The sequence below is a fragment of the Methanosarcina sp. WH1 genome, assembly GCF_000970005.1.
GTDB lineage: Archaea > Halobacteriota > Methanosarcinia > Methanosarcinales > Methanosarcinaceae > Methanosarcina.
In genome coordinates this window covers 3,361,379-3,387,686 of the sequence record NZ_CP009504.1, presented here as the reverse complement: position 1 = coordinate 3,387,686, position 26,308 = coordinate 3,361,379, and the positions used below count along the sequence as shown (strand labels likewise).

General features: G+C 38.9%; 16 protein-coding genes and 1 pseudogene. 3 read left to right on the top strand and 14 right to left on the bottom strand.

The window, feature by feature from the left end; translation table 11 throughout:
- Nucleotides 1-81: 81 nt before the first annotated feature.
- Both MSWH1_RS14905 and MSWH1_RS14900 read right to left on the bottom strand, forming a co-directional pair.
- Entirely contained in the window at nucleotides 82-690 is a 609-nt protein-coding gene (locus MSWH1_RS14905) for a flavin reductase family protein (protein WP_048129728.1), read from the bottom strand.
- Between the two features lie 253 nt (nucleotides 691-943).
- Nucleotides 944-2,158: an ABC transporter permease gene (locus tag MSWH1_RS14900; protein WP_048129727.1), complete on the bottom strand. Its 1,215-nt coding sequence runs from the start codon at nucleotides 2,156-2,158 to the stop codon at nucleotides 944-946.
- A 997-nt stretch (nucleotides 2,159-3,155) separates the two neighbouring features.
- On the opposite strand from MSWH1_RS14900, the gene MSWH1_RS14895 reads away from it, so the two are divergent.
- Nucleotides 3,156-4,613, top strand: coding sequence for an ATP-binding protein (locus MSWH1_RS14895; protein ID WP_082088171.1), 1,458 nt, complete (start codon nucleotides 3,156-3,158; stop codon nucleotides 4,611-4,613).
- Nucleotides 4,614-4,826: 213 nt separating this feature from the next.
- Here the strand turns inward: MSWH1_RS14895 and MSWH1_RS14890 are convergent, their stop codons facing one another.
- The 9 genes from MSWH1_RS14890 to MSWH1_RS20985 all read right to left on the bottom strand — a co-directional run bounded on the left by MSWH1_RS14890 (nucleotide 4,827) and on the right by MSWH1_RS20985 (nucleotide 19,178).
- Nucleotides 4,827-6,080: a COG1361 S-layer family protein gene (locus MSWH1_RS14890; protein WP_048129726.1), complete on the bottom strand. Its 1,254-nt coding sequence runs from the start codon at nucleotides 6,078-6,080 to the stop codon at nucleotides 4,827-4,829.
- A 136-nt stretch (nucleotides 6,081-6,216) separates the two neighbouring features.
- Entirely contained in the window at nucleotides 6,217-7,110 is an 894-nt protein-coding gene (locus MSWH1_RS14885) for an ABC transporter ATP-binding protein (protein ID WP_369798539.1), read from the bottom strand.
- A gap of 448 nt (nucleotides 7,111-7,558) precedes the next feature.
- Nucleotides 7,559-8,773 (bottom strand): ABC transporter permease, encoded by a 1,215-nt coding sequence (locus tag MSWH1_RS14880; protein WP_048129724.1) that lies wholly within the window; start codon nucleotides 8,771-8,773, stop codon nucleotides 7,559-7,561.
- 44 nt (nucleotides 8,774-8,817) lie between these two features.
- Nucleotides 8,818-10,068 (bottom strand): COG1361 S-layer family protein, encoded by a 1,251-nt coding sequence (locus tag MSWH1_RS14875; protein WP_048129723.1) that lies wholly within the window; start codon nucleotides 10,066-10,068, stop codon nucleotides 8,818-8,820.
- Between the two features lie 12 nt (nucleotides 10,069-10,080).
- The gene (locus tag MSWH1_RS14870; RefSeq protein WP_048130665.1) at nucleotides 10,081-10,785 is read right to left on the bottom strand and encodes an ABC transporter ATP-binding protein; all 705 of its coding nucleotides are present in this window, start codon (nucleotides 10,783-10,785) and stop codon (nucleotides 10,081-10,083) included.
- A gap of 4,204 nt (nucleotides 10,786-14,989) precedes the next feature.
- Nucleotides 14,990-16,765, bottom strand: a complete 1,776-nt coding sequence (locus MSWH1_RS14860) for a DEAD/DEAH box helicase (RefSeq protein ID WP_048129721.1) — start codon at nucleotides 16,763-16,765, stop codon at nucleotides 14,990-14,992.
- Nucleotides 16,766-17,275: 510 nt separating this feature from the next.
- Complete coding sequence (locus MSWH1_RS14855) at nucleotides 17,276-17,701, bottom strand: hypothetical protein (protein WP_048129720.1); 426 nt, start codon at nucleotides 17,699-17,701, stop codon at nucleotides 17,276-17,278.
- A gap of 265 nt (nucleotides 17,702-17,966) precedes the next feature.
- Complete coding sequence (locus MSWH1_RS14850) at nucleotides 17,967-18,806, bottom strand: winged helix-turn-helix domain-containing protein (RefSeq protein WP_048129719.1); 840 nt, start codon at nucleotides 18,804-18,806, stop codon at nucleotides 17,967-17,969.
- A 225-nt stretch (nucleotides 18,807-19,031) separates the two neighbouring features.
- Nucleotides 19,032-19,178: a zinc ribbon domain-containing protein gene (locus MSWH1_RS20985; protein ID WP_369798611.1), complete on the bottom strand. Its 147-nt coding sequence runs from the start codon at nucleotides 19,176-19,178 to the stop codon at nucleotides 19,032-19,034.
- A gap of 175 nt (nucleotides 19,179-19,353) precedes the next feature.
- On the opposite strand from MSWH1_RS20985, the gene MSWH1_RS19385 reads away from it, so the two are divergent.
- The gene (locus MSWH1_RS19385) at nucleotides 19,354-19,926 is read left to right on the top strand and encodes a hypothetical protein (protein WP_052723189.1); all 573 of its coding nucleotides are present in this window, start codon (nucleotides 19,354-19,356) and stop codon (nucleotides 19,924-19,926) included.
- 716 nt (nucleotides 19,927-20,642) lie between these two features.
- Here MSWH1_RS19385 and MSWH1_RS14830 read toward each other — a convergent pair.
- From MSWH1_RS14830 to tnpA, 3 genes are all read right to left on the bottom strand, one after another.
- The gene (locus tag MSWH1_RS14830; RefSeq protein ID WP_369798610.1) at nucleotides 20,643-22,601 is read right to left on the bottom strand and encodes an MASE3 domain-containing protein; all 1,959 of its coding nucleotides are present in this window, start codon (nucleotides 22,599-22,601) and stop codon (nucleotides 20,643-20,645) included.
- A gap of 749 nt (nucleotides 22,602-23,350) precedes the next feature.
- Nucleotides 23,351-23,641, bottom strand: coding sequence for a sensor histidine kinase (locus MSWH1_RS14825; RefSeq protein WP_156151233.1), 291 nt, complete (start codon nucleotides 23,639-23,641; stop codon nucleotides 23,351-23,353).
- A 151-nt stretch (nucleotides 23,642-23,792) separates the two neighbouring features.
- Nucleotides 23,793-24,188, bottom strand: coding sequence for an IS200/IS605 family transposase (gene tnpA / locus MSWH1_RS14820; protein ID WP_048129714.1), 396 nt, complete (start codon nucleotides 24,186-24,188; stop codon nucleotides 23,793-23,795).
- 46 nt (nucleotides 24,189-24,234) lie between these two features.
- On the opposite strand from tnpA, the pseudogene tnpB reads away from it, so the two are divergent.
- Nucleotides 24,235-25,348, top strand: a pseudogene (tnpB, locus tag MSWH1_RS14815) (IS200/IS605 family element RNA-guided endonuclease TnpB).
- The last annotated feature ends 960 nt before the right edge of the window (nucleotides 25,349-26,308 follow it).

Here is a 26,308-nt window from a genome sequence, read left to right as displayed (position 1 = left end):
TTGGCTCAGAATCCTCCAAATAGTTTTCAAAACCTTTTGTCAGCACTTGCAAAGATAGAAGTGATAAGTAGATCCTTTTTTCTATCTCTCATTTTTGTTTCTTTTCTCATTTATATTTTCGCTGAACTTTTTTCCCACGCCCCATGCTTTACCCAGATGCTTTCCGATTCCCCAGTAGTTATTGTCGTACATTGAAAAAACAATTGGTTCTACTTTTTCTATATCAGGAACTCCATTACAGAGATACTGTTCTTCTGCATAACTTTCCACAATCTCGCCGATGAAAACCTCGTTGGCTCCGCCGAAGTTCAGAGTATCCACGAGCCTACATTCAAGGTTTAAAGGGCATTCCTGGATCATTGGAGCTTTTTTGAGCTTCCCATAGAAAGTTTTGAAGATGCTGGATTTATCTACCTTTTTCCCGGAAACCATACCACAGTAGTCTGTAGCTTCAACTATGTATCTGGAAGGAATATTTACGCTGAAGCAATTGTTTTCCCTGATTCCTTCATTTGTATAGTGCATTTTTCCCAGGGCAACTGCGATCATTGGAGGACTTGCCTGAACGATTCCGCAAAAAGCAATTGTCAGGTAGTTTGGCTTTCCGTTCACATCGGCACCCACCAGGATAGTGGGCATAGGATAAAGGAAATTCCTGGCTCCGATGGCTTTTTTCTCTCCAGTTTCCATTCTTTCATCCTCCTCAGAGGTTAAGTAAATTGAAATTCTTCCGAGATGTAATTAGTATTCCGGTTTGAGTAATATCTTGGTATACATATAATTCCCACGGAATATAAATCACATGCGAGAATTTTAAGTGGAAGGTACGGTTTAATTAAAAAGGAATTGAAAATAATCCAGTGGGTATAGGTACAATAAAGGAAAATTTGAAAGCAGAAAAACGATGGATGGGGGGTAAAAAGCAGGCAAATCTAGTAGTCGTTTATTCATACCTCAAAGCATCCACCGGAGCCAATTTTGCGGCCTTGCTTGCGGGATAAACCCCTGCGGCAACGCCTACAATTATAGCAACGATGAGACCTGCCTCAAAAGTGTAAGGAGAATAAATGAAAGGAAGGTTAAGGATGCTTGTGGCGGCATAAGCCCCTCCAACTCCCACCCCTGCCCCCAGGAGGCCTCCGAAGAGACTGAGGATGATGGATTCTATGAGAAAGAGCAGAAGAATATCAGCGCCTGAAAAACCAAGCGCCTTCATAATTCCAATCTCCCGGGTACGTTCCGTAACTGTGACGAGCATGATGTTCATTATCCCTATAGACCCCACAAGCAGAGAGATCAGGGCTACTACAACCAGAAAATTTTTAAGAGAATTCGCAAGCTTATTCGTCTGTTCAAGGACATCTGCCTGATTAAAAATCCTGTAGGGTTTTGCGTCTTCATCGTCGATATCCCGTGAAGAGACTCCAAAGTTCCGGGCAAGCCGTTTATCTACCTCGTCCGAAATAACGTCCAAATCCTCAATGTTGTCGGACATGGCAAAAAAGGCTGAGAAATCATCTTCTTCGAGCATCTGGTTGATGGTTGATACTGGAATAAAAATGCTCGTGTCCCTTTCGATTCCCCCTCCTCCGAAAGATGTACCAGGGCTTTCAATGATGCCCTTTACCTTGAACTTCCGGGTAACCGTTCTGCCCCCTTCCAGACGCAGGGTAATGTCTATAGAACTGCGGGTGGATATGTTCCGATCGAATTTTTCGTTTGCAACTTCGGACCCGATTGCTGCAGAAAACGCATCCTGGTTGCTTATGAAACTGCCACTTTCCATAATGATGTTAGCAGTATCTTCATAATCTCCAGTTACTCCTGCGATGTCGATATTTTTCTTTTGGGAGAAGGAGGTTACTTCCCCAAGCTGCTGTTTTATGGGAGAAACTCCACTGATACCGGGGGTTTTTTTGATTATTTGAAGCTCGTTGTTGTAAAAAAGGTTAGGTTCCTTGCTGTAAATAATAATAAAATTGGAACCCTGGGCATTTATCTCCTCTTCAAAAAAAACATTGAAGCTTTCCCCAAGAGATACATTTGCAACTACTGCCGCAATACCTATGACGATGCCGAGGGTTGTCAGGATTGAGCGAAGTTTTGCACTTGCTATGCTCCCAAGAGAGATACCGATAGCTTGTTTTATCTTCAGCATATACCCTTCCATTTTAAAGTTTTGGAGAGTTTGATTTTGGAATGAAACTTCATAAATTTCCAGCAGGAAACCCCTGATAGGCTGTCTTAAAATTCAAACCATTTTTTTAGCTCAAATGATAATTACTGTCACCATTGTAGAATCAAATTTTATTTCAAGACACGCTCTGAGTCTTTAGCTCAGGGGTAGTTGACGCAGGTATAGAGGGACTTAAGGGGCTTCAGCCCTCAGGCAATCAATTTATGATTAATTTCCAAAAACCCCCTGGATATTGATGTACAAATATGTCTCAGTAGATACTAATGTGATAATATACCCCAATAGGTATTGTACAAATATGTCTCAGTAGATACTAATGTGATAATATACCCCTATAGGTATTAATCTACAAATATATAATAAATCACTGTTGAAATAAATGGGAAATTTTTCTATAGGTACTGCTTTCTACAGGTAGACGTAAAAATCCATTCAATTTTTCTGTTGGTCCCGATTTTGTCAGAACTTTTAATATTCGATTTAAATCAAAAATTACTAAATGTTAATCATATCCTCATTAATATATATGTATATACTAGATAGAATAAATGATAAATCGGATTAAATATATAGTCTGGATGACACTGATTTTCAATTGAACTTACAAAAAAATAATAATCAAAGATATTTATATGTTAGGATGTGCTTGCTGTTGAATGTAGGATGGGTGCTCTGTTATCAATGGTTCTCTGATGCAACGGAAGTGTTTAAAAATGAGCCAATCTCAAAACATTGTAAATTAGCACATTTCTTATATATGCTAATGTTATATGATAAGAAAGAAAAGCATGTGTAGGAAATACTGAAAGTTAAGACCAAATAATAGATAAATAGGATATATCATCCTGAATATTTTATAAACTTATTTCAAATATGTTAAACTAGATTTAGAGTGCTGAAAGTTGTCATTTCAGCCTCTGCCTCATGCCCCATTCAAACCCGGACTATGTGCTGAAAGATGCACTATTGTATAACACATGGAGGGGGAAAGATTCTGATAAAAAATACTGACAAATACCCCGAACTTTTTTCAAGCATTCCACAGAGCTCCCAGCTCTCCGCCGTATATAGCGATATCGAAGAGCTGACAGAACTACTTGTTGCTTATTTTAAACAAGGAATTGAAAGAGGAGATCACTGCCTCTGGCTTATCCCGGATTCGCTGGCAGCCGAAAAAGCAGAAAATGAACTTAAGAAGGCAGGAGTGGATGTTGGGAAATACATCACTTCATCTCAATTAGAGATTATGCCAGCCGGCACACTTTCGGAGAGTGTTCTCCTGCTCGAATCTGCAGTAAAAAAACTCACGGAGGAAAAAAGTGGAAAAGCCCTTTCTGAAGGGGTTTCTGGATTCAGAACGAATCTCGATGTAAAGGGGGCTGGAAGCTCCTTCAAAACCTGCTTTGAAGGGTTAGAAAAAATCCATGAAGAAATCAGTCAGGGTAATAGAGTAAATCTCACATTTCTCTCCACTTTTCCACTTGAAGAATTATCAGGCAGTGCACTTCTTGAGATGGTGGAGGAAAAGGGTGTTCTCGTTAAAAGGAATAACAAATGGGGATATCTGGTGAATACATGTAACTTAAACGGGCATAAAGAGCTGGAAACCACCCTTCTCAAAGCAAAAAAAGATGCTGAAGCCACAAACAGGGCAAAAAACAGTTTCATAATGAATATGAGCCATGAACTTCGGACTCCTCTCAATTCAGTAATAGGTTTTTCTGACCTGTTGCTGGAAGGAGCTTTTGGGCCCATGAATACAAAACAGGCAAAATACGTTAACAATATCCTGATAAGCGGGAAAAGCCTGCTGGAGATTATTAACAACCTGCTTGACATCTCAAGGCTTGAAGCTGGTGAAAATACCCTCAAATATGAGGAAGTGGATGTTGCAAGCCTTATAGGGGAAGTGAGAGTGAGCCTACTTTCGCCTGCTTCGGTCAAGAAAATCACCGTTGAACTGGATATAGGCCCTTCTGTGGGAAATGTTCGAGCTGATATGACAAAATTCAGGCAGATACTTTACAACCTGGTCAGCAACGCCATAAAGTTTACTCCAGCAAAAGGAAAGGTCATCATCAGTGCCTGTAAAAAAGAAGGAGTTCTTGAGGTCAAGGTTTCGGATAATGGTATGGGGCTTTCAAAGGAGAGCCATGAAAAGATATTCATGCCTTTTACACAGGCAGATTCTTCTGCTGCCCGCGGGTACGGCGGGGCCGGCCTTGGATTATATATTGTCAGAAACTTTGTAGATCTTCATGGAGGGAGGATCTGGGTTGAATCAGAGATAGGAAAAGGAAGTACTTTTACCTTCACCCTTCCGGTAGAATCGGAAAATGCCCCTCTTCAGGAAAATAAAAATAAAAAAAGTGAACTGAAATTGAAAAATCCTGCAAAAAAAAGCCTGATCCAGTGAAATCTGCCTATCTGAAATAAAATTGATCGAAGCTGGTTCCATGGATACACCGGGGTTGTTGCAATAATCCCCCAATGAGTAGGGGTTGTAAAGGCAGTGAACAGTGAACTGCCGTTACCTCCGATGGATATCCAGAAAAGCATGTTAAAACTTCTATATTCCTATACCTCTAATAGATCAGATCTCAGGATAAGTCCGGCCCCTCCAGAGTAGTCATTTGTTTTTCTGCTGCCTTTTCCTATGAATCAATAAACCGGCCGCAACAAGGACAAGCAGGATACCAATTATAATCAGGCCTGAACCGCCTCCCTGATTTTCCTCAACTTGCTGAATCTGGAGATTGCTTACCAGATTTTCGTGTTTGTTTATTCCATTGCCGTAACTTGCAGAAAGGCTAAGATTTATCGGTTCAGAGTTTCTCTCTATGTTTTCCGACGATGGATCTTCCGCCGCATCAAACTCTATTGTGAAAAGTTCATCAGCATCCATGGGTCCGATGAAATATTCGGCAGGGTAAAATTTCAGCCCTTCAGCTTCAGGTCTGATGCTTACGGAGTTAAACTCGTTAGGGTGGGTATTTGCCACATCAAACTCAAGGGTAGCTTCACCATTTACCAGTCTGAGGGGCTTTGAAGGGATCACCCTAACGTTCGAAGAGTCAACTTCAAGCGGAATGTTCTTCCGGCTGTTGTAGTCAAAAGAGTTGCCTTCGATTTCAAGTTCAAGGTTGTGAGTTCCCTCACGTGTGTCCTCAGAAACCATAACGTTATATGTCAGTTTGATACTATCCCCCGGGCCAATAAGCCCCATATCTTCGTAAGGAGCATCAAGAACAATTACTCCATCAGACAGCGGTCTCAAAACTGCAGCCTGGATTCTCGCGTTGGTATCGTAGTCGCTTCCATCGATAGTAACAGTGGGTGTGGTAGCTGTATTTTTAAGAGTTGCTGTAACAGTTCCTCTATCTCCAGGCATAAAGACTTCGGGAGACAAAACGATTTCCTCGAGCTCAACGGTTCCTTTACTGTCAAAGGTTTCAGTACCTATCCTTATATCAAAAGTTTTCTCACTCCAGGGGCTGGTTTTATCGATCCTTGCGCGGATGTCAATTGACCGGATTCCCTTCTGAGCATTCTTGTCCACGAAAAGGTGAAACTCTTTGGATGCAAATTTGCCGGGAGCAAGGGCCCCTATATTCTGCACTTCGTTTGCCTGGGAATCAAGGGTAAAGGGATACTCAGGGACGATTTCTATGTCAATATCATCTGCCCTGTCTCTACCTATGTTTTCTACCTGAACTGTCAGATCCAGATACTGCCCTATTTTAGCAGGGTAAGGGTTTGTTTCAACGATTGTAACTTTTAGATTTGCACTGGCAGTCGCCGCAGATGCAGGTGCTGCAAAAATAGATAAGACTATAAGCAGAAATATAATAACAGAAATAAATGGGTTTTTCAGTCCTTTCATTCTAACTCATCCTGATTGACTATATTTACAAATCTAATTTTAAGGGCTTTCTGAATCACTCTGGTTATTTTGAGTATCTCGAGTTATTTTGAGTATGGATTATTCTAGTATACTGAATCTTTCGAATTATTCTAGTTTATTCCGAGTTTTTCAGAACCATTCCGTCTTTTACGAACACTATTCTGTCAGCATATTTCGCAATATCTGGATCATGTGTAATCATCACGATAGTTCTGCCCTCTTCATTAAGTCTGGTAAACATGCCGAGGATTTCACAACCTGTTTTGGAGTCCAGGTTTCCTGTGGGCTCATCTGCAAGGAGAATTGTCGGGTCATTGATTAGAGCTCTGGCAATAGCTACCCTTTGTGCTTGCCCTCCTGAAAGTTCACCTGGCTTATGGTGCATGCGGTCTTCAAGCCCGACCATTTTAAGAAGGTATTTTGCCCTTTTGCGCGTATCTACACCTTCTTTTGTGTTAGCATAGGTGGGCAGTTCTACGTTTTCAAGAGCTGTAAGCCTTGGAATTAGGTTGAAGGTCTGGAACATAAAGCCTATCTCAAGCCCCCTGAGCCTGGCAACCTCCTTATCAGATAGTGTATTGATATCAAGGCCTTTAATTATGATCTTCCCTTCCGTAGGTCTGTCAAGAAAGCCTATGAGGTTCATAAGTGTACTTTTTCCTGATCCTGAAGGACCCATTATAGCAAGAAATTCTCCTTCCCGTACTATCAGGTTGATGTCGTGAAGAATAGGAACTTCCATATCTCCCAGGGTATAACTCTTTTTTACATTGATGACCTCTATTACCGGAGCTCCTTTAAGCAGATCTTTTTCTCTGGTACCTCTTTCCGGGCGACTGGAACGGGGTAATTCACAATTTAAGTGCTCTTCATCTAATATTTCATTAGAGGCAAAAAAGCTTTTTTCCGGAGGCATCTTTTCTTCAGTTCCGCTACTTTTGCCTGCGTCAGGGTTCGAATCTCCGGGGGACGAAACTTCATGATTGAGTATTTTATTCTTCATGTCCACTCCGCCATTGTTCAAACTTAACTATATTATTTTTCTGAGTGCTGTACAATATCAATATTTCCTGGTTTTAAGCTTTAAGTGTTTGTTATCTATATCATTTTATAATATAATATCTGCAAATGAATTAGTCCCACAGGTTCAGGTTTTCAAGGTTTTCTACACTTTTTCAAGTATGTTGTGAATTTAAACATATCTATGTGGTCTTGTTTAAGGATTTCAATCTTTTCATGAGGATATCCACACAAAACAACAAAGAGCCCTTCACATTCTGATAGTGCTCGATTATACCTTTTGCATGTAAATAGAAGTTGCTTAAAAGTTGTTCTTAACCTCTCAATTTTTAATTGAGCTGGTTATATAAGAAAAACCGGAATACGAAAAAAGTTCAAGGATGCTGAAAAAAGAAAATATGAAAATATAAGGGCATTTCTTCATACTTAAAAAACCCTTACTCATACCTTAAAGCATCCACAGGATTCATGTTTGCAGCCTTTCTTGCAGGATACAACCCAGCACTTACACCTACAAGAACCGAAACCAGAATCCCGATTTCAATCAGTTTGAAAGGAAACACCGGTGGGAGTTTGAGGGCTTCTTCAAGGATGTAGGCTCCAAACCCGCCGATTGCAGTCCCTACCAGTCCCCCAAAGGCACTGACCATCACGGACTCCAGTAAAAAAAGAGATTGAATATTGGAACTGCTGTAACCTACGGACTTCATTATACCAATCTCTCTTGTGCGTTCAGTAACTGTTACGAGCATGATATTCATGATTCCTATCGAACCCACGAACAGTGAGACTAAAGCAAGGACAAGAAGGAAAGAACTTAAGGCCTTTCCTAATTTTCCGGTCTCTTCAAGGACATCTACCTGGTCGATGATGGCATAAGGCTTTGCATCTTCATTGTCGATATCCCTTTGAGCAATTCCGAAGTTCCGAGCAAGCCTTTTATCCACTTCGTCCGAAACATTACCGATATTTTCAGAGCTTTCGGCCATCGCAAAGAGGGATCCATAGTCTTCTTCTCCGGTCATTTCATTCATAACTGAAATAGGGATATAAACTACCATGTTTGTACTGCCGTCTCCGCTGAGAATAGTGTCTTTTGGATCTTCCAGAATCCCTTTCACTTTAAATTTTTTCTCGATAAGTTTACCGTCCTCCTGTCGGAATGAAATATCAACAGTGCTTCGATGCGAGATATTCCTTCCAAACTCCCCTTTTGCAAGGTCATACCCAAGAACAGCAGAGTAAATGTCTTTATCAGACAGGAAACTTCCCTCTTCCATCTCAATTCCCTGGATTTCCTGAAAATCCCCATTTACTCCCACAATACTTACACTTTTAGTATCTGAAAGATAGCTAATCTCTCCAGATACTGTTTTCCTGGGAGATACTCCTGAAATTCCTGGAGTATTTTCAATTAGTTCAAGCTCACTTCCATAAAATATGTTTGGCTGGTCGCTATATGCAATTATAAAATTTGAGCCCACAGAGGTGACCTCGTCGGTAAAAAATTGGTTAAAGCTGGCTCCAAGGGATGCATTTATGATTACTGCTGCAACACCTATCACAATTCCCAGTGTTGTGAGTGCTGACCGAAGCTTGGAGCTGCTTATACTCCCAGAAGCAATGCGAGCAGCCTGTACAAATTGTATCATATTTTCCCTCCCACAAATATGATATTTAGCAAATCTTTATCTGATTATTGTTTTTTCTTTTTATATATTAGAAAGGCTGCAGGGATAAAGACTGCAATAAGTCCGCCTGCAATTGCGATTTTAGAGCTTGTTTCAGGAGACTGGGAACGATCAGTTTCAAGATCCAGGTTACCTGCGACATTTTCGTGCCTGTTAATCCCATTGTTGTAGTTTGCAGTTACATTCATGTTTATGGATCCTGAAGCATCCTTTATGGCATCCGAGGAATAGTCTGTAACTGCACTAAATTCTATTGTGAAAAGCTCGTCGGGATCCATAGGTCCTATGAAGTATTCGGCAGGATAAAACTTTATACCTTCAGCTTCAGGTCTTATGCTGACAGAGTTAAGCTCATTAGGGTGGGTATTTGCTACGTCAAACTCTATAGTAGTTTGCCCATCCACCATCTTTAGTGGTTTTGAGGGAATTACCTTTATATTCGAAGAATCAACTTTAAGTGGAATGTTCTTCTTGCTGTTGTAGTCAAAGGAGTTTCCCTCGATTGCAAGTTCGAAATTGTGAATCCCTTCCTTCGCATCGTCCTCAACCTCTACATTGAAGGTCAATTTGATGCTGTCTCCCGGACCCACAAGCCCCATCTCATAATATGGAGCTTCCAAAACCGTTATTCCTTCAGACAATGGCCTCAAAACTGCAGCCTGTATTCTTGCATTGGTATCATAATCCTTTTCATTGATAGTAACTGTAGGTGTGGTTGCTGTGTTTTTTAGAGTTACTGTGACAGTGCCTTTATCTCCAGGCATAAAAACTTCAGGAGCAGAGACGATTTCTGCAAGCTCAACAGTACCTTTGCTGTCAAAGGTTTCAGTACCTATCCTTATATCAAAACTTTTCTCACTCCATGGATTTTCCGGTCCAGTCCTGGTGCGAATATCAATTGAACGAACCCCCTTCTGGGCGTTTTTATCAACATATAGATAGAATTCCTTTGTAGCGGTTCTGCCAGGATTGAGAGCTCCAATGTTCTGGATTGTGTTTGCCTTGGAATCCAGAGTGAATGGATACTCAGGGACTATTTCGATGTCAACATCATCGGCTTTGTCCCCTCCTACGTTTTCTACCTGTATGTTCAGGGTCAGGTATTCTCCTATCTTTGCAGGATATGGATTTGTTTCGACGATCGTTACTTTCAGGTTTGCACTCCCTACAGCTGCAGAAGCCACAGACGTAAAAACGGAGGCTATCAGAAGTACAGAAAAAAAAGCTGCAATAATATGCTTTTTAATCAATTCCATGTATTCCCCACCTTAGTTATATTGAATTACTCCATCTTTTACTAGGACAACCCTGTCAGCATATTTTGCAATCTCAGGGTCGTGTGTAACTATTACTATTGTCCTTCCTTCATTGTTCAAATCCATGAATATTTGGAGGATCTCAGAACCTGTTTTCGAGTCCAGGTTTCCAGTCGGTTCATCAGCAAGGAGAATTGAAGGATCATTGATGAGTGCCCTTGCAATTGAGACCCTCTGAGATTGACCTCCGGAAAGCTCTCCTGGCCTGTGGTGCATACGGTCCTGCAACCCCATAAGTTTCAGGAGTTCCTTTGCACGCTTTCGTGGATCGATGCTCCTCGAATTGGCAAAAGTAGGAAGCAAAACATTCTCAAAAGCGGTCAGGCGAGGAACAAGATTGAAAGTCTGAAAAACGAAACCTATCTCAAGTCCCCGGAGGTGAGCAAGTTCTTCATCTGACATTCTGTGCAGATCCATCCCCTTTATAAGGACCTGCCCTTCGGTCGGTCGGTCAAGGCAGCCTATCAGATTCATAAGAGTACTTTTTCCTGAACCCGATGGGCCCATAATAGCCAGTATTTCTCCCTTTTCTATTTTAAGGTTAATACCTGAGAGTACCGGAACCTCCATGTCTCCGAGCACATAACTTTTCCTGACATTGGAAATCTCGACAATAGGGAACCTATCCTCAAGTAAACTATTCTTATTAATTTTCACATCCCCCCCCAATTTTACTGAGATATGATCAGAAAAAATCACATTGAATAATCTTAATTGTTTTTACTTCTTATGTAAGAAAATGCATTTTAATCTATGCATTATAAATTTTTTTTAAAAGAAACGCTTTGAGGCTCGCCCGTTGTTGATTCTTAATTGCCAACGCAGGCTTTTAAAATTGAACTTTGAAATTAATCACTAGGTACACTGTTTTTGACTCTTAAATTGACTATTTAGTTTCAAACATGAGTTTTTCTTTAAATTATCATGAATAAAAATAAACATAATTTTGGACAGTAAATATTGGAAGTTGAGATTTATTTCTGGAAAATAAGGCTTTTGCAGAAAATTTGTGATCTTATCCTGAGACCTATCTTTGTTATTTTAAACTGCTTTTTCTCATACATAGGTTGTATAAATGAAATTGAATATGTATGAAAACTACATTCTCTGAACCAATCAGTTCCAAAAAGTTCTTCTTTAGCTGGGGCAGGCATCCAAATATTTAGGTCAAGGTTTAAAACGAAGCGAAACATTTAAACATTTATTAAAGTAAAAATATATACTCTGTTATCTAGGTACTTGTCTCCAAATATTTGAAAACTATTTTTCATAAGGATATATAATTCTGTTCAACTTATATAATTTTGTATATATAGCTAAGTATAGCCACTGCCAGTTAGAAGTTAAAACTGTATATGTCAAAAAGAACCGAAATTTCCAGTAATAATCTTTCTAAGTGGCTGAAAGATTCTCGAGCTTTGGGGGCTTGATAAAGAAGGCTGTGAAAAAAAGTTTCATAGAAGTGTACTCAAAAGAATGTACACAAGCACCGTTGTGGAAAGAATATGATATTTGGAGGGGATAAACATGATTCTTTGCTTAGATCTCGGTACGCTCTTTGCGTTTGCTTTTAACTTTGACCTCGGCCTGCTCTTCTGCTGGTAATCGCAATTGCTAGATTGAATTCTTAGTTCAATCTATCGTATGGATGATGAAATCTGGATAATTACAGAAACAAAAGAGGTAATGAAAATGTTCTTCAGTCTTGTATATTCAAATGTCAAATACTGCTACGAAGCAACTTTCTTTAAACTCTGTTACAGCTGGTGCTAACTGAGGTATAAGGAGGACTCTGCCGGGATATTGAGAGTATTTGGAAAATTGTTTTTTAGCAATTTCTCTGTATTCCGATTGCAGAAGGCCGTGTATAACGGGAGATGAACAATATATAGAAAATGAGTGGAGGGAACTGAAATGTTCTTCAATATTATATATTCAAATGTCAAATACTGCTACGAAGCAACTTGCTTTAAACTCTGTTACAGCTGGTGCTAACTGAGCTGTAAGGAGGGCCCTGCTGAGCTATTAGGAAGGCCCTACTATTGGGAGTATTATGAAAAGAATATGAAATTTGGAGGGAATAATCATGATTCTTTGCTTAGATCTCAGTACGTTCTTTACGTTCGCCTTTAACTTTGACCTCGGCCTGCTCTTCGGCTGGTAATCGCAATTGTTAGGTTGAATTCTTAGTTCAATCTATCGTATGGATGATGAAATCTGGATAATTATAGAAACAAAAGAGGTAATTAAAATGTTCTTCAGTCTTGTATATTCAAATGTCGTATATTGCTATGAGGCAACCTTCCTCGAACTAATTTACAGTTTCTGCTGAGGGTTACTTCGTAATAATCATTTAGGTCTCTGCCTGGATGTTTATCAAGGATGTAAGGAATTGTTTATTAACAATCTCCCTATAGTTCCGATTGCAGAAGACCGTGCATAACGGGGGATGAACAAAATATATAAAATGAATGGAGGGAACTGAAATGTTCTTCAATATTATATATTCAAATGTCAAATACTGCTACGAGGAAACTTGCTTTAAACTCTGTTACGGTTGGTACTAATTGAGCTGTAAGGAGGGCCCTGCTGAGCTATTAGGAGGGCCCTGCTGATCTATTGGGAGTATTATGGAAAGAATATTAATTTGGAGGGAATAAACATGATTCTTTGCTTAGATCTCGGTACGCTCTTTGCGTTCGCTTTTAACTTTGACCTCGGCCTGCTCTTCTGCTGGTAATCGCAATTGCTAGATTGAATTCTTAGTTCATTCGATCTCATGTATAATAAAATTTGGATTATTACAGAAACAAAAGAGGTAATTAAAATGTTCTTCAGTCTTGTATATTCAAATGTCGTATATTACTACGAGGCAACCTTCCTCGAACTAATTTACAGTTTCTGCTGAGGGTTACTTCGTAATAATCATTTAGGTCTCTGCCTGGATGTTTACCAAGGATGTAAGGAATTGTTTATTAACAATTTCCCTATAGTTCTGATTGCAGAAGACCGTGTATAACGGGGGATGAACAAAATATAGAAAATGAGTGGAGGGAACTGTAATGTTCTTTAATATTATATATTCAAATGTCAAATACTGCTACGAGGAAACCTGCCTCAAATTTGCTTACTGCTTCTAAATAGCAACGATGTTGATGAAAAAATCAAAAATAAATCGTATGAAGTTGCCTGTTTTTCAGGCAACTTTCTCTTTACAAAAAAAATCTATAAATATTTCTTTTTTACTGTTTATATATTTCCTAAACATTTTTCTATATCCAATTGTTTTTTTACTTTTCTAATGGCTTTATTATTTTAATTTACTCTGTGAAATATAAGCAAAATGACCTGCACAAAATTTGAAATTAAACCAGAAAGCATCAATTTAGAAAGCGATGCAATATTTTTTATACATTACAATTTTCTAATAAATGTTATACGTGAGGAATATAAGTAGTTTAATTAAATAATCGATTGGAATAGATGGTATATTCGTTTGCTACATTAAAGTTATCTGTATCTAAATATTCAAAGACTATGATTTGTAAGGAATAGTTGTTCTTTACATTATATATTAATTAAGAATATACCTGTATATTGATACTCTTGAAGGAACTAAAATTAGAGGTTCCTTCTTCAAAAAAAAAGAGTATCTAAAATATCGTCTTAGATTAAATGCAAAGTTTCTAGCTATCGAATATAATATCTATAAAGTCCTTAAGGTTTTTAGCTAGATCTCTCTGCAATTGTTTGATGTCTACTATAGTTTAAAAATAAATTTCTGGGAGTATAAAGCACAATAGGGGGTTGGCGAAAAGAACAGCGTATTAACTAAAAATTGGACTAAGTATCAGCTAAGAGCTTTTCTCAAAACTCACAGTTTGCTCTTTGAATCTTGTAGTTTGGAGAATCAGTCAAATTTCGGATAATGAAAAATAACCTTGAAAAACCTTAATAATTAGAATAAAACACAGGTTTGAGATCAGCTCTGAGGGAAGTGGTTTTAAACAAGAAATAACAGAATTCTAGGAGTGGAGGGAATTATAATGTTTTTCTATTTAAACTACCTAAAGATTACTTTCTGTCTACAGATAGAAAGGTTAAGCATAATGTATATCGATGGCTATGGAATCCTCAACAGGTAAGTACATGTTTAGATATTTACTGGTCAGCCTTTGAATAATGAGGCAGTATAGGCTCAAAGTGCCTGTTCAATGAGAGATGGTGGCATCCTTATTGTTCCATTGAAATGGCAGTCCAGAATGATCGTATGAAATTAATTGTTCGGAAGAAGAAGTGAATAAACATAGAACGTCAGCCGGAATAAATTTTTAATAGGACAATTTTTCCTCCTGGGTTTAGTTAACTCGACCTATAGATTTATTCCGGCTTTATTCAAAAACCTACGTTCTGAACTATTTTTTCACATATAATTTTTTTTGTATTTTTCATCCATCAATTTCAGGACTTTAATGGTTTCCTCATCCAGATTTAATATATTCTGATATTCTTTCCCTCAATTTCAATTGCTAATTCTGTTATTTCTGAACAGATGAATAATGATCAAGAATTTCTGAACAGATGAATAATGATCAAGATGAACTGTGGATTCAGAGTTGGGAGAGAGTCATCATGATAAAATGGTACTAACTTTCATACAAATTACTTAAATTATTTCCAAAATATAAATATTAAACAAATTTTACTGTGGAAAGTAGGGGAAAGAATCAGAAAGAATCATAAGCCAGAAAAGAAAATCTTCATAAATTCTACTATCAAAAATTTGACAGAATTCCGAAAACTTCACTGCTCCGGGAATTCGGATAAAATAAGAAAAAAGAATAAGTTTAGAAATGGAAATTTATTTTTTCACATTTCTTGAGCTTCCACTGCTTCTTGAGCTTCCACTGCTTCTTGAGCTTCCACTGCTTCTTGAGCTTCCACTGCTTCTTGAGCCTCCACCACTTCTTGAGCTTCCACCACTTCTTGAGTATCCACCACTTCTTAAGCTTCCGCTACTGTTCCTAGCGTTTGAACCGTTTGAACTTCCTCTCCGGGATTTCTGGGCAAGTTCCACGAAGGGTTTACTTCCCCTTCTCTTGTTTTTGAAGATTTCGAGCAGGGCTTCAGCCTGGGCAAAGGGAATGGATACGAAGGAAAAGTGTGGGAAAATTTCTGCATCCCTTACTTTCAGTTCACTGTCCCCGAGTTCCTCCTGAATGAAATATGCCAGTTTTTCCGGAGTCATGCCGTCGACCTTTCCCATGGCTATAAATAGCCTGGTTTTGCCTTTCCTGTCGACATAGGAACTGCCGCCTGAAATCTCCGTGTACATGCTCTCGTCGAATTTTTCCTTGAAAGCGTACTTTAAAAGGGCAGCCAAGATCTTTTCTGCGGGGTATTCCTCAAGGAGCTTTTCACTCATCTCAAGGCAGTCGCCGTATTCTTCGGTCTTTATGGTATCTTCTAGTTCGGCTTTTACTCTCGTCCTTTTGGCTTTTATTACATCTTTTATCTCGGGAATGCGGCCTTTCTTCATTTCGGACTTTGAAGTCTTCTTTATGTAAGTAAGCCGCCTAAACTCCGAGGATGTCACAAAGGTGATAGCAGTTCCCTGCTTGCCTGCCCTTCCTGTCCTCCCTATTCTGTGCACATAGGACTCAGGGTCCTGAGGCAGGGAATAGTTAATGACATGGGTCAGATTCATGATATCGATTCCTCTTGCTGCAACATCAGTTGCTGCGAGGATGTTTATCTTCTGTTTCCTGAACTTATTTAGGATTTTTTCCCGCTCCTGCTGGGAGAGGTCTCCATTAAGGGCATCGGCTAAATAACCCCTATCACTGAGTTTCTGGGCAAGCTGGCTGGTGTCGGTCTTTGTCCGGCAGAAAACAAGCCCGTAGAATTCGTCTTCGATGTCGATGATTCTGCTGAGGGCTTCAAACTTGTCGTTTTCATGAACCTCAAAGTAGATCTGTTCGGTCAGGTTTGCTGTAAGCTCCTCCTTCTCAATTGTAACATGCTCGTAGTTCTGCATGTACTTCTTGACGATTCCAAGGATTGCCTTTGGCATTGTGGCTGAGAAGAACAGCATCCTTTTATCAGGGCCTGTTGCCTTTAAGATCTCCTTTATATCGTCAATAAAGCCCATGTTCAGCATTTCATCGGCTTCGTCAAGTACGAAATAAGAGATATGTTCGAGTTTTAAACTCTTTCTTTCAATGTGGTCGATGACCCTTCCCGGTGTCCCCACAACAATGTCCACCCCGATTTTCAGCATGCGAAGCTGCTGGGTCATGGACTGTCCCCCATATATAGGAACAATATTCAGTTTTTTATCTCCCTTTATGGAGTTAAGTTCTTCTGAAACCTGGATTGCGAGTTCCCTTGTAGGAGTCAGGATTATTGCCTGAACGTGTCCTGATTTCTCTGGTATTTTATCTATAATGGGAGCTCCGAAAGCTGTTGTTTTTCCTGTCCCTGTCTGAGCCTGCCCTATAATGTCAGATTCTCCTTTCAAAAAAAGTGGGATGACTTTTTCCTGAATCGGGGTTGGTTCTTCAAACCCTTTCTTTTTGAGGGCTTTCAATGTACTGTCCGAGAGCCCAAGTGCCTTAAATTTTGCTAATTTTTCCATGTACTCACTCTATAATTTACAATTATTTTCTACAGGCCTTGCAGATTGCAGACCTGCTGCTTACATACAGTCTGCCGCATGCCCGGCAGTTTCCTTTACGGAAAAGTCCACTTCTCAACACCGGTACATGATACCGCTAAAAACAGGTAAACACACCGTATAAATGGTTGATCTCCCCGGGACTGCGAAAAGTTGCCTAAAACCAGGGAAATTCAGAATTAATATACATAAACTTATACAGCAAAAAATGGCTTTCTTGGATAAGTTCCGGACACTTTTGAATTCTTCCCCGTGATACAGGCAAATGAGTAACTAGACCTGAGGTCTTTTACCCAAGTGGATACTCACTACATCCCTTCCCTGTATATAATCCTTTGCTGTCTTTCGGGCAGGAACCTCCCAGAAGAAGCTGTGAAATACGGGTGGAAATCCATGATTGATAGTTTGTAAAGCCGGAATTGAAAACATATTGTGTTTTAAAGGTATTAATTCTCACAGGTCCGGGCTTACTCAGTACCAACCCTGAAGATGAAGTTCGCTTGTTAGCATTTCCTTTAAAAGGTTCAGCCTGTCTACGGAGTTGCGGATCTGTTCTGGTTTGTCCAGCAATTCTTCACATCCGGTTTCCTCCTGAATGGTTGTAACTCTCAGGAGCTCGGCAAAGTTTACACACTCGTCCAGAAAATTGTTAAATAGCCTGCGAGCCTGCACAAAATAGTCCGAAGTCCTGAAATCCGGCTGGAGGGTTTTTTCGTATTCTGCTCTCTGCTTCATCTCTGCAGCTAGGATCCGGGCTTCAACATAGTCCCTGGCATTCAGAAAGTTTCCCAGATTTTGTAGAACTGTACCCATGTGCTGGATAAAATATGCAACCTCAAAAGCCCACTGTTTGTCATAGTTCGTCCCGGAAATATAGTTAAAAGAAGAGGTGTTCATCTGCCAGGTTCATCTCCTGTTAAGCTTTTCCTTTCAACCTCTGACAATAATAACCTTTCTACTTTACTCGACCGGGCTCTTTCAGGAATACGGATATAATTTTATACTTGCGAATGGGGGTTTTTCTTAGAATAAGTTGCGGAGCAAAATGGAACTAAAATACATTGTCTGGTTTTACGCTTCTTCATATAAAGATATTTAAAAATGGAGGTCTCATATTTTGGACATAAGCGTGTATTCTGGTTTTTATTCTGGTTTTTTTATATTACAAGTCATTGGAAGTTTTCTGGCTATCAGAGCTGTTGTCGGGATAATCCATTGAACAGATCTTTTCTGATCTCTCTAAATAGTATTCAAAGAGTTCTTTTCCCCAGATCAGGGCGCAGGGTTCAAAGCTAAGAAGGCACTGTCCTTCAAATTGTCCTTTCTTATTGAAAAAACCTATCAATAAAGCATTTTCCGATATAGCAATCAATGAAGGACTTTCAAGTGGAGAACCTGAGCGCACAAAAATGGAGGCGTTTTTCTTTTCCAGGATTTTCTCTCCCGTATCCCGAAAATCTCCTGAAAACCTATCAAAGGAACCTCTGCTAAGGATGAGCTGCACCTTAACATCTTTTTTTGCGAGCTCCAGGGAGAAAGAAGGAATTTGAGGGTGAAAATAAGAAAAAAGGAGCATAACCTTTGAAGATCCGATAAAATGATTAATCAGTTCCGGAAACAGATCAAATCCGTGAGTTAGCTTGAGTTCTACAAGCTGGCTTCTTTTAATCTCCCCTATCCGTTTTAACAGATGAAAAGGAACGGAATCCAGTTTTCTGTAGCTCCAGAAATAATCATTCTCTTCAAATACACTGGCTGTATCCAGTAAAAGCCTGGTTTTTTTAACTAATATATTACCTATGATAGAAAGACAATATACATCTCCTTTCTGAACAATTAAACCTTCTTCTTTTAATTTTTTTATGTGAGGAAGCAGGGAAATCCTGGGGACCTGAAGCAGATAAAGAATTTCATCAATATTTCTAGGCCCTTCTGCCAGTAGTAATAGAAAATTTTTCCTTTTGTCGGAAAATAAAAGTAGATTAACAAGCTGCAGTTTCATCTGAGTTATGCCTTCTAACGCTAATCAGCATTTATAAGGAAATGCAATAGTATGAAGATTTTACATAATTATAGTACTGATAATATTTTAAATAATTACAGTACTTATATTATCATTAATGTATATATGTGAACTGCCACTCAGCTAAAAACTGAGTGGATTCTTAGTTCATTCCTCCTTCCATTGAGGGCAAGTCCCCAAGCTCTTCCCCACGTTCCATAGGTGTTACAATCCAATTAGATTTTGCTCTATGAGAGCGAATTTTTTGATATTGATTGCGGCATTTATGTCCCTATCATGTTTTGTTTTACAATCGGGGCAAGTCCATTCTCTGTCTTTTAACTGAAGCTCATTACCATCTTCAACAAGGATACTGATGTAGTAGCATCCTTTACAAGTTCTCGAAACGGTAGCTGTTTTAAGTTCGCCTTCAAACTTTCTATGTCTTTCTATGTAGAACTGTTTTAATTGGTTTTATTTTAGGAAGCTTGACAGTGTTATTTTCAAAGTCTACAGAATGATGCTGAGGCACAGGGATAAACTATATATGATTTTTCTTTTACTTGAACTTAGGGAAGGAATCTTTTCTGCCCTGGTTGAACTGCGGGCTTATGCCATGTACACCTCTCCGGAAGAAGCTGAATGGATAGCCGAAACATGGGTAGAAACTGCACCCACATATAGTTTTGATGGATTTGCCCTCGATCTGGAAGACCATGAGATGCTTGAAACATTCCCGGAGCAGCATGTTCTGAACTATACATTTACAAGCAGTCACAACGGCTACGGAAACAGGACAGACCAGATTGTAACCGAAGCTCACACCCTTCACAGCATAGAAGTCATTGTTTTTGAGGGGAAAGTAATGTCTGCTTTAATCGATGGGGAATGGGACGAAATCTCCCAGAAGCTTCTTAAAAAAGAGCCTGATGATAATGGGAATACTACAGGAACCTCAGGAGTCGAAGGAAACACTGTAGAAATGAAGTACCTTACATCTGAAGAGAAGACTCCCTGGGACCAGTGGTATGAAGAAGGGAACATCCAGTTTATTAAAGCTCCCACCCCGTCAGAACTGAAACACTTACTATGGGACCGTTTATGGCATAGAGATCTCTGACATACAGAGGGTTGATAGTTGCGACCTTAGGTATCTCTGTGGAGAGGAGTTTTACATTGGCAAGGTAAGAAAGCGATTCGTCGAAAATGAAAGAGCTGGGATGGACAGACCTGGGAGAGTATTAAACCCTTCTTAAAAAAACCATTCTTGAATAAAATAGTCCGGAAAAAGAAAATACAAAAAAACACCTTTCTTTTTTACTTCTAGGTGCTTTCCATATTCAGATAAATGAAACTTCCCGATACCGGAAAGAAAATCAGTTATTACTACTGCTGCCACTGCTCTCAAAAATGTTATTTGCATTTGGAAACTTTGGGGGTTCCTGATTAACTTGTTGACCCATTCAGGAATCAAGGGGAGAATTTGCCAGTATTTTCTTCCTGCACCGCACCGGACATGGACCTGCCAGTCAACTGGATGAAAAGCAACTTACAAGCCAGTGCTGCATTTAAGAAAGGTAATATACTGAAGAAATGCCCCCTGTTTCAGGAAAATATTTTTCCCTAACCTTGAAACCGATTTTTAAATCTCAGCTGCATATTTCTGCAGCTTTGATCCGTTAGGTTTCCTCTCTGACTCCCGGGTGTCCTCAGCAACTTATTCTTTTCTTCTTTCTCTGTTTTCTTTTTGTGGAAGGGACTGCTCTCCTGCATCGAGCGCGACAAAAATAACACAAGACCGTGAATAAGGTTGGAACCGCGCACTGTACTTTTCCATCAGTTTCCGGAATTGCTAAACCAGATAATGAACTCCGTCCCATGGTCTCTGTTAAGTTCAATACAGCCGTCTATCTGTTCAACAAGGATGGTAAGAAGCTGGAGTCCGAGAGAATCAGCATTTCGGAAATCTATTTCTTCAGGGATTCCTCTTCCGTTATCGGCAACGGTTAATACATAATGAAAATTATTATTTTCCAGGCATTCCGGACATGAACCGGAAAGCCCGTCCAAAGAGCCGGGGTTTTCCTTACTATGCAGGCTTATGTGGATTTCTCCCTCTTTTTTATCTGAAAAGGCGTGTTTCATGGCGTTTGAGACCAGCTCATTTACTATGATGCCAAGGGGTATTGCGGTATCCATGCCAAGAAAAACCTGCTCAAGGTCAAGTTTAAGGCTTAAGCCGTCCTTACCCACACGATATGAATTGAAAATATCGGCAGTCAGTTTCTGCAGATAGCCTGCGAAATCAAGGGCATCCAGGTTATCCCCCCCATGAAGCTCTTCATGGATCAGGGCTATGGATGCGACACGGTTCTGGCTTTCCCTGAAAGCTTCAATCACTTCCCTGTCTTCGAACTTTTCCGCCTGCAAACTGAGCAGAGAGGAGATCACCTGAAGGTTATTCTTTATCCTGTGGTGGATCTCTTTTATCCGGATACGGTCTATTTTTTCGAGGGCTTCTTCAGCCACTTTACGTTCAGTGATATCATAAATCAAACCCTGAATTTTTCCTGAACCTTTAGATTTTCCCGGAATTCTCCGGGAAATTTCCCTTACCCATATTGTCTCTCCATTTTTTTTGCGTATTCGGAATTCATTCTCAACTATAAATTTAGGATTTGATTTTGACTTCTGCCGGTTTTCAAAAACCAAAGGCTGGTCGTCAGGTACAATAATTTCTATCAAACTCACTTTTCCGGAAAGGAAATCCTCTTTCCCGTAGCCTGTCATTTCCTCAACAGGTCCCTGTATGGATATTGGTGCAAAGTCCCCGTCAAGCTGGAATCCTATTCCGGGAAAATGTTGTGAAAACGAATGGTAGCCTTCTTGATCTTTATCTTCCTCAAAGTTTATGTTATTTGGTTCAAGAATCCTGTTTACTCCTATCATTCTGCAGATATGGCTGTATTCATCTCCAAGGAAAATTGTTTTTTGCCTGAAGCTCTCTTCTCTGTGCTTGAGTTCCCTGAAAAGAAGGCTGTAAGGCTCTTCAAACCCGACATCTACGACGGCTTCGTAGATCAGGTAAAAAGACAGAAGTTTAAAATAGTGACCTATGAGATTTGGAAATTCGTTTACATGAGTATACAGGATAAAAGACAGTTCTCCCAAGATTGTAATGATTATGGAAGCTGCAAGCAGCCTGTAAACCTTGTGTTTGAATTTATCTCTGATTATATACAGGGGAAACAGAGAACAGAGGAGTATAAATGAGATTATGTATTCACTCAGGATTTTGAAAGGGGTGGGCCCCGAACCTTCTATATAAACAACCGGGAAATTTTTGAAAATAAAAATTGAAAGCAGGCAGAAGATGGTAATTGCTGCATACACGAGAAAAACTTTCCAGGCAAAAGTGGAGCCTTCAATGGATTCTCTGTGCCTGTTTTCAGCCTCTTTGTTTCTATTCTCTCTGTTTCGTATTAAGAACAGCGGGGCAACTAAGAAGGAAATGCTTTCCAGGTACCTTGCAACTATCCATAACTGGGCAGTCAGGTCAATTCCAAAATCCGGGAAAACTCCCATTCCCCTGAATGTAAGAGCATGCAGAAAATCAACGCTTCCAATGAAAAAAAAAGCAATCCCTATGAGTAAGAGATATCTGTTTTCCAGGCGAGTTCTTGATTTCCACGTCATAAAAAATATTGCATACGCAACATAAACACTGAATAGTTCTGCTAAAGTGTGAAAAAGAAGGTAATTACCAAGGCTGATTAAGTAGAGTAGACCTATTATTGTTATCCAGACTGCAGCCTCATGAAGCCTTACTTTAAATGTTTTTCTCCCTATATGATATATGCAATTGCCCCCTTTTAACGTACTACCTGGAAGTGCTAATCACCCTCTGATAAAATTATATTGAAGTATTCTGTGAAACACCAGAAGGCTGAAATCCCCTGATTTCACGCTTCGTGATATAAAATAATGGACAGAGAAAATAATCGTAAAAAGCAGAGTAAGAAGAAGCCCGGAGGCGCTACACTCCTTTTACTGGATTCTCCTATACAGCAACCCCGAAGATATACTCCCCAAGTGTATTGATCCGGAGCAGGATACGTAGCCTCTAGGCAATCCTTTTCTTATTATCATACTTACTAACTCCCTAACTCCATGAATATAACATTATATTATTAACTATTTTAAATTAATTGCTCAAAAAATTGCTTTCAAACAAAAAATAATTTCGCACGAAATATTTCAAAATGAGCATAAAAATGGATGTGGATTTGTATCTGGTTGAAAACTCCTTATTGAAAATTCCTTATTGAAAATTCCTTATTGAAAATTCCTTATTGAAAATTCCTTATTGAAAATTCCTTATTGAAAATTCCTTATTGAAAATTCCTTATTGAAAATTCCTTATTGAAAATTCCTTATTGAAAATTCCTTATTGAAAATTCCTTATTGAAAATTCCTTATTGAAAATTCCTTATTGAAAACTCCTGCAAAATTTCCGGTTCATCATAATTTCATTAACTTAAAACTCATTCACTCTTTGGATTGTTATACCGGATAGTAAACTCTGTTCCATGATCTCTTTTAAGTTCGATGCGATCATCTATTTGTTCAACAAGAATGTTTACAAGCTGGAGTTCGAGAGGCTCCGGGTTTTGGAAATCTACCTCTTCAGAAATACCTTTCCTATTGTCTGCTACTGTTAACGTATAATCAAAGCCTTTTTCATTCTTGCAGTCTCTGTCTATGCCTGAGTTACCTGGTTTTGAAGCATGATCCTCCACTATGTGCATGTTGATTTGGATTTTTACGTCTGGCAATATCACGGACAAGCTCCTGTATTCGCCCCTGTGATCGGGGGCGCTCCGGAAGTTTCTGGAGAATTTCTCTAATCCATTTCGTTTCTCGGTCTTTTATATGAAGAAGCGTAAAACCCCTGAGTCTTTAGCTCAGGGGATATAAGCGTCAACTTCACCCCTGATTCCGTATGTAATATTCTGCCGCCTCTTTACTAACATTTCCGATAGTAGACGCAAAATAACCATCACTCCATAACGTATTCTCACCCCAATAATACTTTTTCAGATATTCTTTTTGAGTTTTCCATAACCTGTTAGTATATTCTTGTTTCAATTTTCTGACAATTGACAAAACGCTAACTTTCGGCTCACTCTTGATCAAGAAATGAATATGGTCTTTGTCAGTTTCCATTTCAAGGATTTCAAAGTTAGACTCTTTTGAAATATCAATAATAATCTGTTTGAGTTCTTCGCTAATTGGTTCAAGTATGACTTTTCGGTATTTGCAAACAAAAATAACATGGTACATTAACAAAAATTTGCTATGATTCCGTGTTTCATACTTCATATTTACCAAAAAATAAATATATTGTTAAAGCATATTATGCCTTTGTATGATGAAAGCGTTCAAATTTAGACTCTATCCTACAACTACACAAGCTATTCAATTGAATCAGCATATAGGTAGCTGTAGATTTGTCTATAATTGGGCACTTGACCAGAAAATTAAAACTCATGAGCAGACAGGGGAATCAATTTCCAGATTTGACTTAAACAAATTAATTCCTACTCTAAAGGCTTCTAATGAGTGGTTAGGAGAAGTTAACTCTCAATCATTACAGGGGATGACTAAGCAGGTTGAATCCGCTTTCACTAGATTCTTTAGAGAGAAAACAGGGTTTCCAAAGTTCAAATCAAAAACGAATCCGATACAGTCTTTCCCTGTACCTCAACACTACACTGTAAACTTTGAAAATAATACTATCAAGCTTCCAAAAATAGAACCAATTAAAGCAGTTCTTCACAGGAAGTTTGAAGGAGAGCCTAAACGGCTACGGTATCAAGGACATGTAAAGGACATTACTACATCAGTATCCTTGTTGAAGATGGAAAAGAACTTCCAGTAAAGGAAGCTTTCACAGAATCAACAATCAGTAGGAATTGATGTAGGTATCAAAGACTTTGCTGTCCTTTTCAACAGGAGAAAAGGTTGAGAATCCAAAGTACTTGAAAAACTTTCTTAAAAGGCTCAAAGTATTACAGAAAAGAGTCTCAAGGAAACAGAAAGGCTCTAAGAACAGGGCAAAAGCTAAACGAAGACTTGCTGTACTCCATGACAAAATAACAAATCAGAGAAATGACTTCCAGAACAAACTCTCTTTTAGACTTGTTAGCGAAAACCAAGCTGTAGCTCTGGAAACTCTAAATGTTAAAGGCATGGTTAAGAATCATCACTTAGCACAGGCTATAAGTGATTCTGCGTGGAGTAGTTTTGTAACAAAGTTGGAATATAAGGCTCAATGGTTTGGAAAAACCGTCCTGAGAATAGGACAATTTGGACCCTCTTCTAAGCTATGTAGTGTGTGTGGATACCACAATAAAGAGCTTCAGCTAAAAGACAGAGAATGGATTTGTCCAGACTGTAAAACCAAACACGATAGAGACATTAATGCCGCTATCAATATCAAAAAATTCGCTCTCATAGATCAGAATCTAATTGGATTATGACACCGTAGGGACTACGGGGATGAGCTTGGGGACTTGCCCTCAATAGAGGGAGGAATGAACCAAGAAGCCACTCAGTCTTTAGCTGAGTGGTAGTTCACCAGGTTGAAAAATCTATTTCCACCTGTATAAGCCCATAAACTCAGTTTTCCCAGAACTGTCAAAATAATAGATGCTGCAAGCAACCTGAAGACATGGTTTTCAAATCTAACCTTTTAATTTTGGGAACTCAGGTTCTATACTATAAAGTATAAACTCCGGTAATAGCGGGCATATCTAATATCCTTTATGGTTTATTTAAAAAAGTCCTAATTTTGAAAGAAAAATGAAAAATCACTGGATCATGGAATTGTGTCTTACCCGACTCAGTTCCAAAATCCAGTAATAAAAGTAAGTTTAACACTATTAAGAGGCTGTTTTTAAATTCAAACCATTTCTACATTTGGATAGTGGTCATTGCTGACTTTTAATTCAGATTGTAAATTTATTACATCAGGTTTACTCGCTCGATGTGTGAAAGCAAATACATTAGACATCATGGTTAAAATTTACACTTTAGACATTTAACAGTTTAATGACACCGTTTTTCAGTTCAAATGATAATTACTGTCACCATTGTAGAATCAAATTTAATTTTAAGACACGTTCTAAGGCAAAATTAATTTAAAACCCCTCTTCTGTACAGATAAAAAGCTTTATAGATAAAAAGCATTTGAAAATTAAAGAATATTCCAAAACTTTCTGCTTTCATCAATTATACTTTCACCAGCTATGCTTCTACTGGCATCTATTGTTTTAAAGTAGTAGAAATCCGAGATTTAAATAATAATTTATAATAATTTGCATATTAAAGGGTTTTAATATAGCTACCAAAGGTTAACATAGCCATTCCTGTCAATTAATTTGACTCAACAAAGGGGATTAAGGGAAATGAGGATAATCTTTTAAGATAGAGTAGATGCT

What these genes read in the sequence shown, in the direction of transcription:
- MSWH1_RS14850 (WP_048129719.1), bottom strand. Translation starts at nt 18,806, where the DNA reads ATGAAACTGCAGCTTGTTAATCTACTTTTATTTTCCGACAAAAGGAAA.
- MSWH1_RS14880 (WP_048129724.1), bottom strand. Translation starts at nt 8,773, where the DNA reads ATGATACAATTTGTACAGGCTGCTCGCATTGCTTCTGGGAGTATAAGC.
- MSWH1_RS14855 (WP_048129720.1), bottom strand. Translation starts at nt 17,701, where the DNA reads ATGAACACCTCTTCTTTTAACTATATTTCCGGGACGAACTATGACAAA.
- MSWH1_RS19385 (WP_052723189.1), top strand. Translation starts at nt 19,354, where the DNA reads ATGATTTTTCTTTTACTTGAACTTAGGGAAGGAATCTTTTCTGCCCTG.
- MSWH1_RS14860 (WP_048129721.1), bottom strand. Translation starts at nt 16,765, where the DNA reads ATGGAAAAATTAGCAAAATTTAAGGCACTTGGGCTCTCGGACAGTACA.
- MSWH1_RS14890 (WP_048129726.1), bottom strand. Translation starts at nt 6,080, where the DNA reads ATGAAAGGACTGAAAAACCCATTTATTTCTGTTATTATATTTCTGCTT.
- MSWH1_RS14905 (WP_048129728.1), bottom strand. Translation starts at nt 690, where the DNA reads ATGGAAACTGGAGAGAAAAAAGCCATCGGAGCCAGGAATTTCCTTTAT.
- MSWH1_RS14895 (WP_082088171.1), top strand. Translation starts at nt 3,156, where the DNA reads ATGCACTATTGTATAACACATGGAGGGGGAAAGATTCTGATAAAAAAT.
- MSWH1_RS14900 (WP_048129727.1), bottom strand. Translation starts at nt 2,158, where the DNA reads ATGCTGAAGATAAAACAAGCTATCGGTATCTCTCTTGGGAGCATAGCA.
- tnpA (WP_048129714.1), bottom strand. Translation starts at nt 24,188, where the DNA reads ATGAAGTATGAAACACGGAATCATAGCAAATTTTTGTTAATGTACCAT.
- MSWH1_RS14875 (WP_048129723.1), bottom strand. Translation starts at nt 10,068, where the DNA reads ATGGAATTGATTAAAAAGCATATTATTGCAGCTTTTTTTTCTGTACTT.